The organism is Lentzea sp. NPDC051838 (assembly GCF_040681245.1).
Lineage (GTDB): Bacteria > Actinomycetota > Actinomycetes > Mycobacteriales > Pseudonocardiaceae > Lentzea.
Genome location: NZ_JBFAYI010000047.1, coordinates 18,547 through 34,654, shown reverse-complemented (window position 1 = coordinate 34,654; position 16,108 = coordinate 18,547). Strand labels below are relative to the sequence as shown.

Sequence of the window (16,108 nt, the reverse complement as noted above, 5' to 3'; positions counted from 1 at the left end):
TCACGTTAACGTCAGGGGGTGACAGTCCGGGAACTGATCGTCCTGGGAACAGCCAGCCAGGTTCCCACGCGCCAGCGCAACCACAACGGCTATCTGCTGAGGTGGGACGGCGAGGGCTTCCTGTTCGACCCCGGTGACGGCTCCCAGCGCCAGCTGCTGCGGTCCGGTGCCGCTGCGAGCGACATCACCCGGATCTGCATCACGCACTTCCACGGCGACCACTGCCTCGGCGTTCCCGGCATCGTCCAGCGCCTGTCCCTGGACCGCGTCCCGCACACCGTCCACGCCCACTTCCCGAAGAGCGGCGCGCACTTCTTCGAGCGCCTCCGCTACGCCAGCGCCTTCTACGACGCCGCGGACGTCAAGGAAGAGCCGGTGACCGAGGACGGCCTGCTCGCCGAGGGGAAGTTCGGCCGGCTCGAGGCCTACGAGCTCGACCACGGCATCGACAGCTTCGGCTACCGCCTGGTCGAGCCGGACGGCCACCGCATGCTGCCCGAAAAGCTCAAGGAGCACGGCATCCAAGGGCCGCAGGTCCGCGTTCTGCAGCAACAGGGCGAGCTCGACGGGATCAAGCTCGAAGACGTCAGCGAACCCCGCCCCGGCCAGAAGTTCGCGTTCGTCATGGACACCCGCCTGTGCGACAACGTCTACGAGCTCGCCGACCAGGCCGACATGCTCGTGATCGAGTCGACCTACCTCGCCCGCGACACCAAGCTGGCGGGCGACCACGGCCACCTCACCGCGCAGCAGGCGGCGCGGGTGGCCAGGGACTGCCGGGTTCGCAAGCTGGTGCTCACGCATTTCTCCCAGCGCTACGAGGACCCGGCGGAGTTCCAGGCAGAAGCCGCGGCCGAGTTCGACGGCGAGATCGTCATCGCGAAGGACCTGGACCGGGTTCCGGTGCCGAAGCGCTCCACTGGTCCTTGACGATGTCGATCAACGCCGAGTGAGAGGGCTCCCACCCCAACGCTCGCAGCCGTGACACGTCTGCCCGTTGCGCCCGCACCTCGCCGGGATGCGCGGGCTTCCACGTCACGTTCACGGACCGTCCTGACACACCGGCGACAGCCTCCAGAACGTCCCGCACGGATGCGGGGGTGGCTCCGACGTTGTAGACCTCGGCCGAGCCCACCTCGCACGCCTCCAGCGCCACCACGAACGCGGCCGCAACGTCCCGCACGTGCACGAAATCGCGCACGGCCGACCCGTCGCCGTAGACGTCCATCCCGTCGACGGTTCCGGCGGCAGCGGCCACGGCACGGGCGATCACCCGAGTGGTGTCCGCGTCACCACCTCCAGCGACGTTGAACAAACGCAGCGTGGTCGCCCCGATCCGTCCGGACCGCGCCGCCCACGCCACGAGATCTTCGGCGGCGGCCTTCGAAGCCGCATAGGGAGAAGAAGGTTCCCGGACCGACTGCTCGGTCAGCGGATCGGACGAGGGCGCGTACACCCCGGCAGTCGACGCGAACAGGAATCGCTGTCCCTCCAACGCCTTCAGCAGGTTCAGCGTCCCGCCCACGTTCGTCTCGAAGTACGAAAGCGGATCTTCGAACGACTCTCGCACGCGGGCCGCACCGGCCAGGTGGATGACGGCGTCGCAGGAGAGTGACCCGAACGGCTCGGACAGGCGCTGACGGGACGGAATCGGTTCATGCCCGTGAACCCGCAGCTCATGCACCACGGCACGGCCGACGTACCCAGTGGCGCCGGTCACCAGAACTCGCACAAGTTGACCCTAAAGGTCGACCCTCACTGCGCCGATAACACACGAGTGAGTTACCCCCATCGCGCTGTGCACACGAGCATCGCTGGACTTCTGCACGACGTAGCCGTGCACGAGTTCAAGCGGCAGGAGTTCCTGCGCAACGTGGCTGAGATCGTGGGAGCCGCACCCGCGCTTCAGCCCGCCCCCGCAGAGCTCACCGGGCCGCTGCCGGCGATCAACCCCAAGCGCAGCTTCCTCAACCGCGTTGACCAGGTCCTTCGGGACGCGGCTCGCGCCTAGGGCGCAGGTACTTCATCGACTGATCCACTTGCCGTGAGGCCCGCCTGAGCGGGCCCGCCGCAAGATTCATCCGGCCGTTGCCGGACCGTGCTTCGACACACATACCGGGTGGCTCTACGCTACGCGTCACCCGGCGATCGCCGGTCGCATCCTTCTGCTTCTTCTCAAAGCGGGTTCTCGGCGATGGATCATGTCTTCGCAGCGCTCAACGAGCGCTTGGGCAGGTTGTTCGGTGACCGGTTGGTCGTGCTGGCCGGTGGCACGCGTCTGGCGAAACGTGCGCATGAGCTTCATGCGCTCGGTGCTCGCCATACCCTGGTGCTCGATACCGACGACCATGCCCCGCTGCATGATTCGGTGATCGCGCGCTGGGTCTCCCTGGGCATCAAGGGCGGCTTCGTCGCGGTCGAGCAGCGCCGTCTGGGCAAGCTGCTGACCAAGCCGTCGGCCGAGGTGCGCAAGATCCTCAGGGACTTCGACCCCAAGGCCGAAGCCGTCGTGATCAGCACGCCCTACAACGAGATCGGCTCCTTCCAGGGCCGTCCCGTGCTCAACGCTCGCCAGCACAAGTGGGTCGAGCTGGAGAACAAGACCACCATCGACGCGCTGTGGGACGAGCTGTCCGCTCGCCGCGCGCCCGCGATGGTGTTCGACCTCGACTTCGAACGCCTCTGGGGCGCCTCGGAGATCCTGGACCGCGGCGCCGGCGTCGTCTGGTCCGGTGACGGCCCCGCGATCAACGGCGGTGCCAACTTCGTGCGTCGCGTGCGGACGTACGAAGAGGCCAAGGAAGCCTTCGAGGTGCTCGCGCCGAAGTGCGACCAGGTGCGCGTGATGCCGTTCCTGGAAGGCATTCCGGTGAGCGTGCACGGCATCGTGTTCCCCGACGGCACCGCGGTGCTGCGTCCGATCGAGATGGTCGTGCCGCGCCGCCAGGGCCAGGCCAAGTTCCTCTACGCGGGCTGCGCGTCGTACTACGACCCGCCCGTGTGGATCCGCGACGAGATGCGCAACCTGGCCCGCCGCGTCGGCGAGCACCTGCGCGAGACCGTCGGCTACCGCGGCACGTTCACGCTGGACGGCATCGCGACCGAGGACGGCTTCCTGCCGACCGAGATCAACACCCGCTACGGCGGCGCGATGGTGTGCTTCGAGGACGCCGTTCCGTCGCTGCCCCTCGCCCTCGTCCAGGTCGCCCTGGTCGCCGGCTGGGACCTCGGCATCTCCTCCATGGAGTTCGAGGAGACGGTGCTGCAGGCCGCGGACACCATCCGCTCGGGTGCGGTGGGCGCCAACGTGCGCGCCGTGCAGCCGACCGAGGTCGACGAGCGCCGGGTGATCTTCACCGGCTGGGCGTGCCGGCTGGCGCACCCGGACGAGCCCGCGCACGCGACGCTGCGGCTGTCCCCGTCGCCGATCGGTGGCCGCCTGGACCTCGACCTGCACCGCGAGAACATGCCCATCGGCGCTCCGGTGGCCGCGCTGACGGTCGCCGCGTTCGCGCTGGCGGACCAGGAGTGGGGGACGGGCCTCGGAGCCCTGGAGCCCGCCATCGCGATCGAGGACGAGGCTCAGGTCGAGCAGGAGTTCATCGAAGAGGCTGTGATCGCCTAGTCACCAGGCGCCCTCGTCGCCGTACGCGGAGATGAGGGCGAACCGGTAGCCCATCAGGGCCGCGGCGACCTCACGTGGCTGGTGCGCGGGCCGCACCAGCCCTTCGCCGAGCACCTTCGGCCGGGGCAGGTCCACGCCGAGTAACTCGGGCGACCGCTTCAGCAGCGACACGGCGATCTCCGCGGCGTCGGCGAGCATCTCCTCGTTCGGCAGCTCGACCATGTCCTGCATCAGCCCGACGACGAACTTGGGCAGCTTCTCCGGTACCGCGCACGCGAGCGCCACGAGGCACGCGACCCGTTCGGACGCCAGTGCCTCGAAGATCTTCGGCGCGCCCTGGGCGACGGCGTGCCGGGTCTGGGTCAGCCAATCGGGTGCCGTGCGGGGCAGTTCGCGGCCGAGTGCGTTCCAGCGGCGGTGGGTGCGGCGCCCGTCCTCGGTGAAGCCCTTGCCCGCCAACGCCATGGCGGCCAGCAGGAAGATCACCCGGTCCCGCACGTCGCCGGCGACCTTGTAAGAGGCCCCCAGCTCCACCAGGTACGGCACGGCGCAGAACGAGGCCTCGGACACCGTGTCGTCGGTCAAAAGGCGCTCTGCCAACGAACTGAGCGCGTCCAGGCGCACGTCGGCGCCGGGGTCCATGAGCTCGCGGAGCAGACGGGGCACCCGACCGGCGCCACCCCGGCCGTCGAACACCTCGGGCCAGGAAATCCTGTCGAGTCCACGCAACGGCTCCGGCCGTTGCCAGGCACGCGGCAGCTCCATAGGCGGGAAAGGTACGGGATGTCACGGAAGGCTCCTCGGAGCCTCGCCCGTACGATCTCGTGGTGTCCTTCTCGGTGGCCGACATCTTCTCGGGTGCGGGCGGCATGAGCTTCGGCTTCCACGCCCACCGCGACTTCCGGGTCGTCGGTGCCGCTGACGCGCAGATCGGCAAGCCGTCGTCCCGCCTGGGTTCGTTGCGCTGCAACGACACGTACCGCGCGAACATCGGCGTCGACCCGTTGGAGGTCGACCTCTCGAAGGTGTCGCCGTCGGCGTTGCGCGAGGTCTGGGGTCTGCGGCGCAGTGAGCTCGACGTGCTGCTGGCGTGCCCGCCGTGTTCGGGCTTCAGTCGCCTCACGTCTCAGAACCACCTGCGTGACGACCCGCGCAACTCTCTCGTGGGCCGTATCGCGGTCTACGCCGAGGAACTGCGCCCGAAGGTCGTGCTGGTCGAGAACGCCCGCGAGCTCGTCAAGGGCAAGCAGCGGCACCACTTCGACAGCCTGGCCGAGGAGTTGACCCGGATCGGGTACTCGGTCGCGGGCGGTACGCACATGCTGTCCAAGTTCGGCCTGCCGCAGCTGCGCGAGCGGACGTTGATGGTGGCGGTGGACCGGGGCCTGCCGCTGCTCACGCTGGACGACCTGTGGGAAGGCCGGGTGATCCGTCCCGCGGCGGTGACGGTCCGGCGGGCGATCGGCAAGCTGCCCCGGATCGAGGCGGGTCTCGCGGACCTGGAAGACCCCATTCACGTGTCGCCGACGTTTTCCCAGGACCGCAGTCTCGAAAGAATGCGTGCAATTCCCGCGAACGGTGGCTCGTGGGCGGACCTGCTCCGGTCACCGGAGACCGCGGAGTTGTTGAATCCGGCACAACGCAAGATCGTCGAGCAGGAGAACTGGGGTTCGCACCCCGATGTGTACGGCCGGATGTGGTGGGACGAACCCGCCAGAACCATCAAGCGGGAATGCGGTCACGTGGGCAACGGCCGTTATGCCCATCCCGAGCAGCACAGGCTCTGCACGGTGCGCGAGATGGCCCTCTTGCAGGGCTTTCCCCGGCAGTTCAAGTTCGACGTGTCGATTCTCGGCAACGCCTACCGGCACGTCGGCGACGCCGTTCCGCCGCTCATCGCCTACCAGTTGGCGGGCCTCACCCGCTGGATTCTGACCGGCCGCCGCCCGGAACCCCGCGAGATGTGCCTGCGTGGCACCTCACTGCGTCCAGGGGACATTCGGCCGGTCGAAGTTACCGAATTGGTGGCATAGGCCGCTGAACCGTTGGCGCAGGTCAGCCGTAGCGGGACGTCTCAATTGATAACCGTTCGGCAACGAATTTAACGTCACCTGACAAAATTATTGCATCACACCCCTATCCACTGTGGACACCCTGAGTAGCTTTTCGCTGGTCACGGGCGGTGTGGAGGGGTACTCATACCTCACTCCATCGGGTGTAACTCGATCGGCTAGTGTCGCCGTCGCTTCCTGTCGGTTCAGTGTCGATCTCGGAGTATCGACCGCTCTGACGGGCTACTGACTTCCCACGCGTACGGGCTAACTTCAGCGAGCAAGGAGACCCATGGCTTCCCGTTTGAGGATCGGCGCGGCGCTGTTCGGTGCCACCGCCCTCCTGTCCATGTCGACGCTGGCGGCGTCCGCTGACGTGATCGTCAAGCCCGGTCCTGACAGCCAGAAGAAGTACGGCCACGACATCTCCTTCCTGGAGAACGTCGGCAACCACACGGACAAGGACGAGTACAGCACCGCGCTGATCCCGCTCACCGTCACGAACGACGGTGAGGTCGAGAAGGTCTTCGCGTACTGCGTCGAGCTGCCGACCCGCCTCCAGGACAACGTTCCCCTCCGGGAAGCGAAGTGGGAAGAGAAGCACCCCAACCCGGACACCAAGTTCAACGAGAACAAGGGCAAGATCCTCTGGATCCTGACCAACTCGTTCCCCGTCCTTGACATCGACGCCTTCCGCGAGAAGTGGGGCGACCAGTACGACGAGCGCGAGGCCATCGGCGCCACGCAGGCCGCGCTCTGGCACTTCAGCGACGGCGTCGAGATCGACGAGAAGCGTGAGAACAAGGACAACGCGGACGTCGTCACGCTCTACAAGAAGCTGATCGAGCAGGCCAAGGACGAGGGCCAGGCGCTCAAGCCGACCCTGGAGATCAAGCCGGACAGCAAGTCGGGCAAGGCCGGCGAGAAGATCGGCCCGTTCACGATCACCACGACCGCGTCCGAGGTCAAGCTGACCGCGAAGCTCCCCAAGGGCGTCACGATCACCGACGGTGCCGGCAACCCGCTCGCCCTGGAGAAGGACGGCGACAAGGTCAAGGCCAAGGCCGCCGCGGGCGACAAGGTCACCGAGTTCTTCGTCAACGTGCCGGGTGACGCCGACAAGGGCGAGGCGACCATGAACGTCTCCGCCGAGGCCGTGCTGCAGGCCGGTCGCCTGTTCATCGCCGAGGACTCCAAGCACAAGACGCAGTCCCTGGTCATCGCGAAGAACTCGAAGGTCAAGGTCGCGAAGGACGCCAAGGCCGACTGGACCGCCGGTGTGAAGCCGTCCGAGCCCACCACGCCGACCACCACGACCACGACGGAGCCCACGACTCCGACCACCACCACGACCACGAACAACCCGGCTCCGGGTGGCAGCACGGACGACCTCGCGTCGACCGGTGCGTCGATTCTGTGGCCGCTCGTCGGTGGTCTGGTGCTCGTCGGCGCCGGTGTCGGTGCGCTGTTCGTCGTGCGCCGCAAGAAGGCTGGTGCTGCTGAGTAATCAGCACCCCTGAGACGAACGCCCCCTGTTTCCGCGCCGGAGCAGGGGGCGTTTGCCGTTCTCGTGAGGTTTACCGGCGGCTGAGTCCAGCCACGCTGATGTCGCCGTCCGCGATCGAGACGTCGCGGTCGGACGAAGCACCCGAGAAGAGCGCACGGGCCGGGTCGCGGAAGTTCTCCAGGACCTCGACGCGCTGCACCGGCTTGGCGGTCGGGATGACCGTCTCCGGCGTCCACGTGCAGCCGAACCGCACCAGGTAGGTGTTCACGTTCGGCTTGCCGTCCTCGGTGGCGTACACGCGCCACGTGAACGGGTCGATCTGCTCCATGTCACGGGTGCGCAGTCCCCGTGCCACTTCCTTGGTCTCCCACTTGCGGCCGGTCCAGGTGGACAGGTAGTTGCGCAGCGGACCCTTGTCCGGGTCGCCCGTGAACCACAGCAGGAACGGCTTGCCGAGCGTCGTGCCCACCAGCTGGATGTAGTCGGGGGACTTCACGTTGTTCGGCAGGGTCAGCGGGGTCTCCGCGACCTTCAGGTACGTCTCCTGGTCGGCGTCGTCGATCTGGGTGCCCAGGTCCTTGCCGGCCGCCGAGTAGAAGTGCAGGTTCCTCGGGTCGAACCACGCGTAGTACATGTTGCGGTGGTAGCGGTCGTGCAGATGTCCTTCCGTGCCACCACCCGCGAGCGTGTAGACGATCCGGACGCGGCCGTTGTCCTCCTGCCGCAGCTGACCGATGTAGATCTCGTTCATGTTGTCGGCACGGGACGTCGAGCCGATCGCGAAGCGGTCACCGGTGAGGTCCGTGGAGGTCTTCCACGTCTTGCCGTTGTCCTTGGAGACCACGTAGAGCATCGGACGCGTGTCCGTGGGCGTCACGTGGTCGAGGTCGCGGGTCGTCTCGCGGTAGAAGACGTAGATCGTGCCGTCCTTCGTGACGAACGGCATCGGGTACGTGGCCGCGTTCTTCGAGATCAGCGTCTCTTCCCACACCCCGTCGGCCGAGTTGGCCTGGGGCGAACGGGACATGCGCAGCTCGACGTTGTGCATGCCGCGGAAGATCAGCAGATGCCCGTCCTTGGCCTGAACCATGGTCGGGTAGTTGTGCGAGTCCTTGTCGCCGTCCGCTACCCGGTTGGGCGCGGACCAGGTGGCCTTGCGGTGGTCGTACGTCTGGACGTAGGTGTCCTCGTACTGACCCGCCCACGAGATGAAGGTCTTGCCGACCTTCTTGTCGTAGAGCCCGCCTGCGACCGGGCGACGGTCACTTCTGGCCGCGACGCTCGTGGCCGTGTTCGTCACCGTGAACTTGGCTTTGCCCAGGTCGGAGCTCTGCGTGTCGGCTGTGGCGTGGGCCGACGAGACAACGACGAGCGGCAACAGCAGTACAGCGGACATAACTCCACGCAGGAGCCGTGTCATGTGGCGTGTCCTCCTGGTTCTGGCCGCGACGGCGGCCGACCAGGCGGCGGCGGGGTCATCATCCGCGTCGCCGAGCCGACTTGTCCAGGCGGAGTTAGCGTGATCGCGGCTATCAACACGCGGGGCCCACTCGGGTACCCTGCGTCAGGAGCGGAGGAGCATCACATGAACTTCGACGAGATCAAGAACAAGGCCATGGACCTCGCTGAGGAGCACCACGAGCAGGTCGACAAGGGCGTGGACGCCGCGGCGGACTTCGTCAGCGGCAAGTTCGGTCACGACGAGCAGGTCGACTCGGTTGCCGAGAAGATCAAGGACATCCTTCCAGGTGGATGAGTGAACTCCTCTAACGCCACTGACGCAGGGCGGGTCACCTCGAACGGGGAGACCCGCTCTCCTTCTGCCCGCAGGCCAGAGATGATCACCTGGCAGGGCATCCACGAGCCACGGCTGGAGCAGGTCCGCCTGCTTCTCTCCAGCGACCAACGCCTCCGCGCGTCCGGCCGTCTGGTCGCCGCGGGCCCCGACGAGCAGTTCAACGCCTCCTTCGAGGTCTCCGTCGGCGAGAGCGGCCAGGTCAACCGGCTTCTGCTCCGCACGGCGACCGTGCTGGAGGAGCGCCAGTGCTCGCTGTCCCGCACCGAGGACGGCGCCTGGCTGGTCGACCACGGCCAGGGCAGCAAGCGCGAGACGTTCAACGGTGCCCTCGACGTGGACGTCCAGTTCGCCGTGCTGTTCAACGCCATCCCGATCCGGCGCCTCGGTCTGCACCGCGAGGAGGGTGAGCACGCGCTGCCCGTCGTGCGCGTGAACCTGCCCGATCTGTCGGTGAAGGCCGTGACCCAGACCTACAAGACGGTCTCGGTCGGCGACGACGCCTCGGTGATCAGGTTCAAGAGCGGCGGCTTCGAGCAGAACATCAAGGTCGACCGCAACGGCCTCGTCGTCGAGTACCCGCTGATCTCGAAGCGGATCTAGAGCGCGAGGCGCCGACCACGCACCTGCCCGTGTCGGACGAGGCGTGGTCGGCGTTCCTCACCGAGGTCAGAACATCTCGCTGAGCACTTCCGGGTCGATCAGGATCGGCGCCGGGCGGTAAGCCGGCGGCTCCACGCCCATGAGCGAGCGCACCAGGAAGTCCCAGCAGCGCGTCCGCACGTAGGCCAGCTTGTCGATGAACAGGTGCTCGGCGCCCGGCACGATGAGCATCTCGAAGTCCTTGTTCGCAGCGATCAACGCGTCGGCGAGCCGGAGCGTGTGGTCCGGGTGCACGGTGTCGTCCATCTCGCCGTGCACCAGCAAGAGCTTGCCCTGCAACCGATCCGCGATCGCGACGTTCGACGCGCGCTTCCACGCCTCCGGGTTCGAAGCGCCGTCGCAGGTCTCGGCCCACCCCAGCGACATGCACAGGCCGTCGTGCGAACCGGACATCGCGACCCCGGCCCGGAACGTCTCCGGGTGGTCGAGCATCGCCCGTGCCGCCGCGAACCCGCCGCCGGAGTGGCCCATGATGCCCACGCGGGACATGTCCATCCACGGTCGGGTTTCCGCCAGTTGGTGGAGGGCTGCCACGTGGTCGTCGAGGCTGCCCGCGTCGGCCAGGTGGCCGTACGAGGCGTCGTGGAAAGCCTTGGAACGGCCGGGAGTGCCGCGTCCGTCGAGCGCCACGACGACGAAACCGACTGCTGCCAACGGTTCCGCGTCCAGGCCCATGCCGCCGGGGTCGAAGCACGGCTCGACCCTGGTGACCTGCGGGCCGGGGTAGATGCTGTCGACGACCGCGTAGCTCGACGCAGGGTCGAAGTCGTGCGGCTTGTACAGGACGCCGTAGATGTCGGTCTCGCCGTCAGCTGCCTTGACGCAGAAGCGTTCCGGAGCGGTCCAACCCGTGGCGTTCAGGCGGCTGATGTCGGCGCGTTCCAACGTGACCAGCACTCGGCCGGACCAGTCCCGAACCGTGGTCACCGGCGGGGTGTCCACAGTGGACGCCGAGTCGACGAAGCAGTTCGCAGCCGGGGTGACGACGTGGTCGAGCGTGTCGTCGGTGACGATCGTGAAACCCTTGCCGTCCAAGCCGATCGAGCAGACCGTGCGGCGGTACGGGTCTTCCGCCACCAGGCCGGACGCCGTGAAGTAGACGACTCGTGCGGCCTCGTCGACGTGCAGGATCTCGCGCACCAGCCACGAACCCGACGTGACCTGGCCGAGAAGTGCGCCGGTGTGCAGGTCGTAGCGGTAGAGGTGGCCCCAGCCGTCGCGCTGCGAGAACCACAGCACCTCGTCGGCCAGCACCCGCACGATCGGCAGGCCGTAGATCAGCTGGTTGGGGCCTACGCGGGTCGGGCCGGTCTCGCTCAGGATCACCGTCACCTCGCCGGAAACCGGGTCGAGGCGGTTCAGCGTGAGGGTGTGCTGGTCGCGGGGACGGCTCAGGAAGTAGACGGTCGAGCTGTCGTCGGACCACCACGCCCAGCCCGCCGTGATCGGTGAGAACTCGGGCATGAGCAGCGGTTCGCAGGCAGCGCGGACCATCGTGCCGGCCGCGATGTCGAACACGACCAGCTCGGCGAGCGGCATGTGTTCGTCACCGGGGTAGGCGTAGCGCTGGGTGTGGACGGTGGGGGCGCTGCCGTCGGCCGGGCTGGACTCGATGAGGTGGGTCTGGCGGACGTTGCGTTCGTCGGTGCGGTGCGTCAGTACCTTCTTCGAGTCGGGCGACCAGGCGAGGGCGGGTGGCAGGTGCGGCACGCCGAACTTGCGCATCAGCGTGCTGTAGCTCATCGCCGATGGGCCGTAGCCGTACCCGTAGTCCGCCGAGCCGTCGATGGTCAGCGCCCATTCGCTGTCGCCGGAGTGGGCCCACAGGTCGTGGCCACGACGGGAGATCTCCACCGGGTTGGTCGGTACCGGCAGGAACGGGGTCGGGTCGAAGTCCGGGGTGCGGGTGCCCGCGGCCGGGTCGACGACGTAGAACTTCCGGTCGGCGCCGTCGCGGACCTGGTACCAGAAGCGGGCGCCGTCCTCGATCCACTGTGGACGGACCTTGTCGCCGACCACGAGCTCGCCGGGAGCGGCGGCGCGGCGGAGGAGTTGTTCTGCGGCTTGGTAGTTCACGGTGGTCTCCCCAGTGAGCAAGAAGGTGTCAGAGGCTGGTGGCGGTGATGTCGCCGTACGCCGTGGTGGCGCGGATCGCGACGTCCGTGGTGCCGTTGTTCTTGAGGGAGTTGGTGATCCGGCCGTAGGAGGTGCCGGCGTCCAACGAGGCGGAGAGGGACGTGGCGACCGTGATGTCGCCCTTCTGCGTGCTGATCTCGGCGGAACCGTTGAGGCGTCCGACGAAGACGTCGCCGGCCTGGGTGGTCACGCGGACGGCGCCGGCTTCGTCGATCTTGATGTCGCTCTGCGCGGCCTCGAAGGCGATGTCGCCGAGCTTGCCGACGCCGCGGAACTCCACGCTGGCGGCCTTCGCCTCGACGCGGGAACCGGTGGGCAGCTGCACGGTGACCTCGACCGAGCCGGACGGGCCGAGCGTCCCGGCGGCACCCTTGATCCGCAGGACGCCGTCGGTGAACGAGACCTGGGTCTGCTCGGCGGCCTTCACGTCGCGGCTGCTCGAGGCGTTGACCGGGCGGACGTCGACGGCGGTGTCGGAGCGGTCGCTCGCGATGAGCTGGACGAGGCCGGCGGGGATGTCGAGGACGGTGGTGATCGGGGCGGTGGTCTCGAAGTTCGTCATGTGGGAAAAGCTACGTTGCGTTCACGAGTGCAGCAACGAACTCCGTTGCACTGAAGTCGCATAAGACCAGCTTAAGGTGCATAAAGTGTTGCAATGGGTTTGAAATCTAATGCAACGAGCGTTGCAATGAGGTACGCTGAAAGCTATGCCAGGAGGTCGACTCACCCAGCAGGAACGCCGCCAGATCGCGCTCGGCCTGGCCGACGGCCTCGCCTACGCGGAGATCGCCAGAAGCCTCGACCGGCCCACGTCGACGATCACGCGCGAGGTGATGCGCAACGGCGGCCCGTCCGGCTACAAGGCCGACATCGCGCAGCTCGGCACCGAACACCGCGCCAAGCGCCGCAAGGCCACGCCACGGCAGGCAGTCCCGCGCGCGGACGGACGTGACCCGGAGGCCATGCGCGAGTACGAGGAGTCGTTCGTCGCGATCCTGGAGCAGTCGGGGCTGCCGAAGATGACGGCCAGGATGCTGACCGTCCTCTACACGTCCGACACGGGCAGCGCGACGGCGGCTGAGTTCGTCGCCAGGCTCCAGGTCAGCCCGGCGACCGTCTCCAAAGCGATGGCGACTCTGGAGGGCCTAGGTCTGATCAGGCGAGAACGCGACGAGGGCCGCCGCGAGCGCTACGTCGTGGACGACGACGTCTGGTACCAGTCGATGATCGCGGGAGCGAGGGCCAACGCGCAGTTCGCCGAGACCGCACGCCAAGGCGTCGCGGTGCTCGGCGCGGGAACTCCAGCCGCCACCAGGCTGGAGAACATCGCACGGTTCATGGACTTCGTCAGCGAGAACATCTTCCGGTCTGCGGAACAGGCCCGCGACATCCTCAAGAGCTAGACGCGCACCGCCACGGCCACACCCTGGCCCACGCCAACGCAAGCAGCCGCAATACCGATGCCACCGCCCCGTGCGCGCAGGTGCCGCGCCACGTCGATGATCACGCGCGGCATCGAAGCGCCCAGAGGGTGTCCGTAGGCGATCGCGCCGCCGTGGACGTTGACCTTCTCGCGGTCGATCTCCGGCAGGTGGTGCAGCACCGACAACGCCATGGCCGCGAACGCCTCGTTGATCTCCCACAGGTCGATGGCGCCGGCTTCGAGGTTCAGGCGCTTCAACAACTTCCGGATCGCCGACACGGGCGCGATCGTGAACCGGTGCGGCTCCTCGCCGGTCACTGCGGACCCGAGCACCTCGCCCAGCGGCTCGACACCCAGCTCGGAGGCCATGGCTTCGGTGCCCAGCAACGCGGCCAAAGCGCCGTCGTTCAACGGGGAAGCGTTGCCGGCGGTCACCGACCCGTTCTCGGAGAACGCGGGCTTCAGCTTCGCGAGCTTCTCGACGCTCGTGTCCGCGCGGACGTTCTCGTCGCGCCGCACCGCCGTCCCGTCCGGCAGCTGCACGGCGAACGCAAAGCCTTCGTGCACACCGGCATCCCACGCAGCAGCAGCGCGCCTGTGCGAGCGCAACGCGAAGTTGTCCATCTCCGCGCGCGTGATGCCGAGCTCGACCGCCACGTTCTCAGCGGCCAGGCCCAACGGAACCGTGTAGTGCTTGGGCATCCGCGGGTTCACCAGCCGCCAGCCGAGCGCGGTCGACACGGTCTCCATGCGGTCGGGGAAGGCCTTGTCCGGACGCGCTGTCACGAACGGCGCCCGCGACATCCCCTCCACGCCACCCGCGACGATCAGGTCCGCGTCACCGGCGGCCAACGCGCGCGCGGCCTGCACAACGGCCTCACCGCCAGAAGCGCACAGCCGGTTCAGCGTCACGCCGGGCACCGACACCGGCAGTCCGGCGAGCAGCGCGGCCATGCGGGCGACGTTGCGGTTGTCCTCGCCCGCGCCGTTCGCGTCGCCGAGCAGCACGTCGTCGATGCGGGCCGGGTCCAGGGAGGGGTGGCGGCGCAGCAGGTCGACGATGGGCAGCGCCGCGAGGTCGTCCACCCTGATGCCGGAGAGACCTCCCCGGTACCTGCCGAACGGCGTGCGGGCTGCGTCGAGGATCAGTGCGCGGGCCATGCCCCCATCTTGCGCCAATCAGGGCTTGAGCAGGAATGGAACGTAACCCGTTTCGGGGTGCACGTCTGAATCGGTGCTGAACGCCCTGACCTCGATGGCGTGCGCTCCCGCGGACAGCGCCGACGTGTTCAGTGAAATCCGCCACCGACCTGCGGCGGCTGGTCCGTCGGCGGTGGTGGGCACTGTCGCGATGTGGTTGCCGTCGAGCCGGATCTCGAACCCGGCGAGGCCCGCGACGGAGGCGTCCAGCGCGTTGACCCGGACCTCCAGCACGACGCGGCCGCGGTTGAAGGCGGCACCGTTCTCGATCGGCTGGCCACCGGCGTCGAGCATCTCGGGGACGGGGTCGGCGAGCACCGGGCGAGCGTCGACGAGAGGCTCGCCGGACTGGCGTTGCGGCGGGCTCTTCGGGCCGGTCAGCTCGACGTCGGTGTGCGTGACCTGGACGCGTTCCTGGGTCACCAGCGCGACGTTGAGGTTGTCGGTGAACGCTTCCTTGGGCAGGTCCGCGATGGCGGGGTACTCGGCGCCCGGTTTCCACTGCGTGCCGGGCACCGCGGGTCTCAGCGGCACCTCGACACCGTTGATCTTCACGGCCGTCACGGGCTCGCTCTCGCGCGACGGGATCAGGGCGATCCGCAGCTGGCCCGAGGTGACGTCCGGAATCTGGTAAGCGCTGCTCACAGGGCCGTCGATGCGGACCTGCGGGGTCGGCACGGCAGGCGGGGCGTCGGACTTCGCCGTCCGGTAGCCGATGAGGTCGATGCCCGCGCGGATCCGGTCGCCCGCGAGTGCCGCGACGCCGATCAGCACCGTCGCTTCCTTCCACTCCGGCACGAACGGCGACGTGGCGACGACCTCGCCGTCGCGCGTGACCTGCGTGCCGGACTTGGTCAGCACGATTTCCCAGCGCACGGTCATCCCGGGCACGGAGGTGGGGATGGCCTTGGCCGGGGTGCCGTTCGGGACGAGCTCGACGATCGAGTTGCCGACGACGTCCGTGGAGATGGTCGCGCGGATCGCACCGGGCAGCACCGGCTCGCCCTGGACGCTGACCGGGCCGGGCACGAGGTCGAGCAGCATCTTGCCGCCCGTGCTCGGGGCGTCGGTCTCGATCACGAAGCGGCTCTCGTCGTCGTCGCGCACGAACGGTGTGCGGGACCGCAACGTCACCGCGCGCGTGCCGCAGCTGCTGCTGATGATCAGCCTGTCGTGGTCTTCCTCGTCGCCCGAGGTCGCGCGGGCGCAGTCGGTGCGCTTGGCGAGGCGCCAGCGTTGGAGATCGGGCTCGTCAGGGCTGTCGAAGCGGTCGACGAACGTGTACGGGGCGTTGTCGGCACGCGGTGTGGCCTTCGTGCGAGCGGGCTCGGAGCGCTGGCCGAACGAGTCGACCGCGCGGATCTCGATCTGCTGTTCCTGGTCGTTCGCCAGGCCGTTGAGCTGGGTACCGGGTCGCGTCACGAGCTTGGTCTTCGAGCCCCACTTCACCTCGTAGGCGGGAGCCTCGCCGGACCAGTTGAGCTGGACCTTGTGGTGGCCTGCGCGTGCGACGACGCTCGCGGGTCTCGCCGGACGTCCCTGCGCGGTCGGCACCAGCACCTGGTCCGACACGAACGGCTTGAGCTTCGTCGGCGGCGGGGGAGCCGTGGGCAACGTCGAGTTACCCCCGTCGGTGTCGCGCAGAACGATCACGCCGATCACCAACGCGAGGCCTGCGACAGCGAAGGCGACCCGCTTCATGCGAGTC

The 16,108-nt window shown here is 68.0% G+C and carries 16 protein-coding genes; 8 read left to right on the top strand and 8 right to left on the bottom strand.

The window, feature by feature from the left end:
• Positions 1-18: 18 nt before the first annotated feature.
• A complete protein-coding gene (locus tag AB0M24_RS45180; RefSeq protein WP_363780910.1) occupies positions 19-930 on the top strand; it encodes a ribonuclease Z in 912 nt (303 codons plus the stop codon).
• Here the strand turns inward: AB0M24_RS45180 and AB0M24_RS45175 are convergent.
• On the bottom strand, positions 875-1,732 hold the full coding sequence (locus AB0M24_RS45175; RefSeq protein WP_363780908.1) for an NAD-dependent epimerase/dehydratase family protein: 858 nt from the start codon (positions 1,730-1,732) through the stop codon (positions 875-877). The genes AB0M24_RS45180 and AB0M24_RS45175 overlap by 56 nt on opposite strands.
• A 66-nt stretch (positions 1,733-1,798) precedes the next feature.
• Between AB0M24_RS45175 and AB0M24_RS45170 the strand changes: the two genes are divergently transcribed.
• On the top strand, positions 1,799-2,011 hold the full coding sequence (locus tag AB0M24_RS45170) for a hypothetical protein (RefSeq protein ID WP_363780906.1): 213 nt from the start codon (positions 1,799-1,801) through the stop codon (positions 2,009-2,011).
• Positions 2,012-2,137: 126 nt separating this feature from the next.
• Here AB0M24_RS45170 and AB0M24_RS45165 read toward each other — a convergent pair whose 3' ends face one another.
• Positions 2,138-2,350 (bottom strand): hypothetical protein, encoded by a 213-nt coding sequence (locus tag AB0M24_RS45165; protein WP_363780904.1) that lies wholly within the window; start codon positions 2,348-2,350, stop codon positions 2,138-2,140.
• 18 nt (positions 2,351-2,368) lie between these two features.
• Here AB0M24_RS45165 and AB0M24_RS45160 point away from each other — a divergent pair, with 18 nt between their 5' ends.
• Entirely contained in the window at positions 2,369-3,625 is a 1,257-nt protein-coding gene (locus tag AB0M24_RS45160; RefSeq protein WP_363780902.1) for a hypothetical protein, read from the top strand.
• On the opposite strand, the gene AB0M24_RS45155 is transcribed toward AB0M24_RS45160, so the two are convergent.
• Positions 3,626-4,390 (bottom strand): hypothetical protein, encoded by a 765-nt coding sequence (locus tag AB0M24_RS45155; RefSeq protein ID WP_363780900.1) that lies wholly within the window; start codon positions 4,388-4,390, stop codon positions 3,626-3,628. It abuts the gene before it with no gap.
• Positions 4,391-4,452: 62 nt separating this feature from the next.
• Here AB0M24_RS45155 and AB0M24_RS45150 point away from each other — a divergent pair, with 62 nt between their 5' ends.
• Positions 4,453-5,658, top strand: a complete 1,206-nt coding sequence (locus tag AB0M24_RS45150; RefSeq protein ID WP_363780898.1) for a DNA cytosine methyltransferase — start codon at positions 4,453-4,455, stop codon at positions 5,656-5,658.
• A 310-nt stretch (positions 5,659-5,968) separates the two neighbouring features.
• The gene (locus tag AB0M24_RS45145) at positions 5,969-7,183 is read left to right on the top strand and encodes a thioester domain-containing protein (protein ID WP_363780896.1); all 1,215 of its coding nucleotides are present in this window, start codon (positions 5,969-5,971) and stop codon (positions 7,181-7,183) included.
• Between the two features lie 70 nt (positions 7,184-7,253).
• Here AB0M24_RS45145 and AB0M24_RS45140 read toward each other — a convergent pair whose 3' ends face one another.
• Complete coding sequence (locus tag AB0M24_RS45140; protein WP_363780894.1) at positions 7,254-8,579, bottom strand: BNR-4 repeat-containing protein; 1,326 nt, start codon at positions 8,577-8,579, stop codon at positions 7,254-7,256.
• 189 nt (positions 8,580-8,768) lie between these two features.
• Here AB0M24_RS45140 and AB0M24_RS45135 point away from each other — a divergent pair, with 189 nt between their 5' ends.
• Together AB0M24_RS45135 and AB0M24_RS45130 are read left to right on the top strand one after the other, a co-directional pair.
• Positions 8,769-8,939, top strand: a complete 171-nt coding sequence (locus AB0M24_RS45135; RefSeq protein WP_082114497.1) for an antitoxin — start codon at positions 8,769-8,771, stop codon at positions 8,937-8,939.
• Between the two features lie 81 nt (positions 8,940-9,020).
• Complete coding sequence (locus AB0M24_RS45130) at positions 9,021-9,581, top strand: putative glycolipid-binding domain-containing protein (protein WP_363780891.1); 561 nt, start codon at positions 9,021-9,023, stop codon at positions 9,579-9,581.
• Positions 9,582-9,647: 66 nt separating this feature from the next.
• Here AB0M24_RS45130 and AB0M24_RS45125 read toward each other — a convergent pair whose 3' ends face one another.
• Together AB0M24_RS45125 and AB0M24_RS45120 are read right to left on the bottom strand one after the other, a co-directional pair.
• On the bottom strand, positions 9,648-11,717 hold the full coding sequence (locus AB0M24_RS45125) for a prolyl oligopeptidase family serine peptidase (protein WP_363780889.1): 2,070 nt from the start codon (positions 11,715-11,717) through the stop codon (positions 9,648-9,650).
• A gap of 28 nt (positions 11,718-11,745) precedes the next feature.
• Complete coding sequence (locus AB0M24_RS45120) at positions 11,746-12,339, bottom strand: DUF4097 family beta strand repeat-containing protein (RefSeq protein WP_363780887.1); 594 nt, start codon at positions 12,337-12,339, stop codon at positions 11,746-11,748.
• A gap of 145 nt (positions 12,340-12,484) precedes the next feature.
• Between AB0M24_RS45120 and AB0M24_RS45115 the strand changes: the two genes are divergently transcribed.
• On the top strand, positions 12,485-13,180 hold the full coding sequence (locus AB0M24_RS45115) for a helix-turn-helix domain-containing protein (RefSeq protein ID WP_363780885.1): 696 nt from the start codon (positions 12,485-12,487) through the stop codon (positions 13,178-13,180).
• Here the strand turns inward: AB0M24_RS45115 and AB0M24_RS45110 are convergent.
• The gene (locus AB0M24_RS45110) at positions 13,177-14,361 is read right to left on the bottom strand and encodes an acetyl-CoA C-acyltransferase (protein ID WP_363780883.1); all 1,185 of its coding nucleotides are present in this window, start codon (positions 14,359-14,361) and stop codon (positions 13,177-13,179) included. The genes AB0M24_RS45115 and AB0M24_RS45110 overlap by 4 nt on opposite strands.
• Before the next feature lie 18 nt (positions 14,362-14,379).
• Positions 14,380-16,101, bottom strand: a complete 1,722-nt coding sequence (locus tag AB0M24_RS45105) for a hypothetical protein (protein ID WP_363780881.1) — start codon at positions 16,099-16,101, stop codon at positions 14,380-14,382.
• Positions 16,102-16,108: the final 7 nt, after the last annotated feature.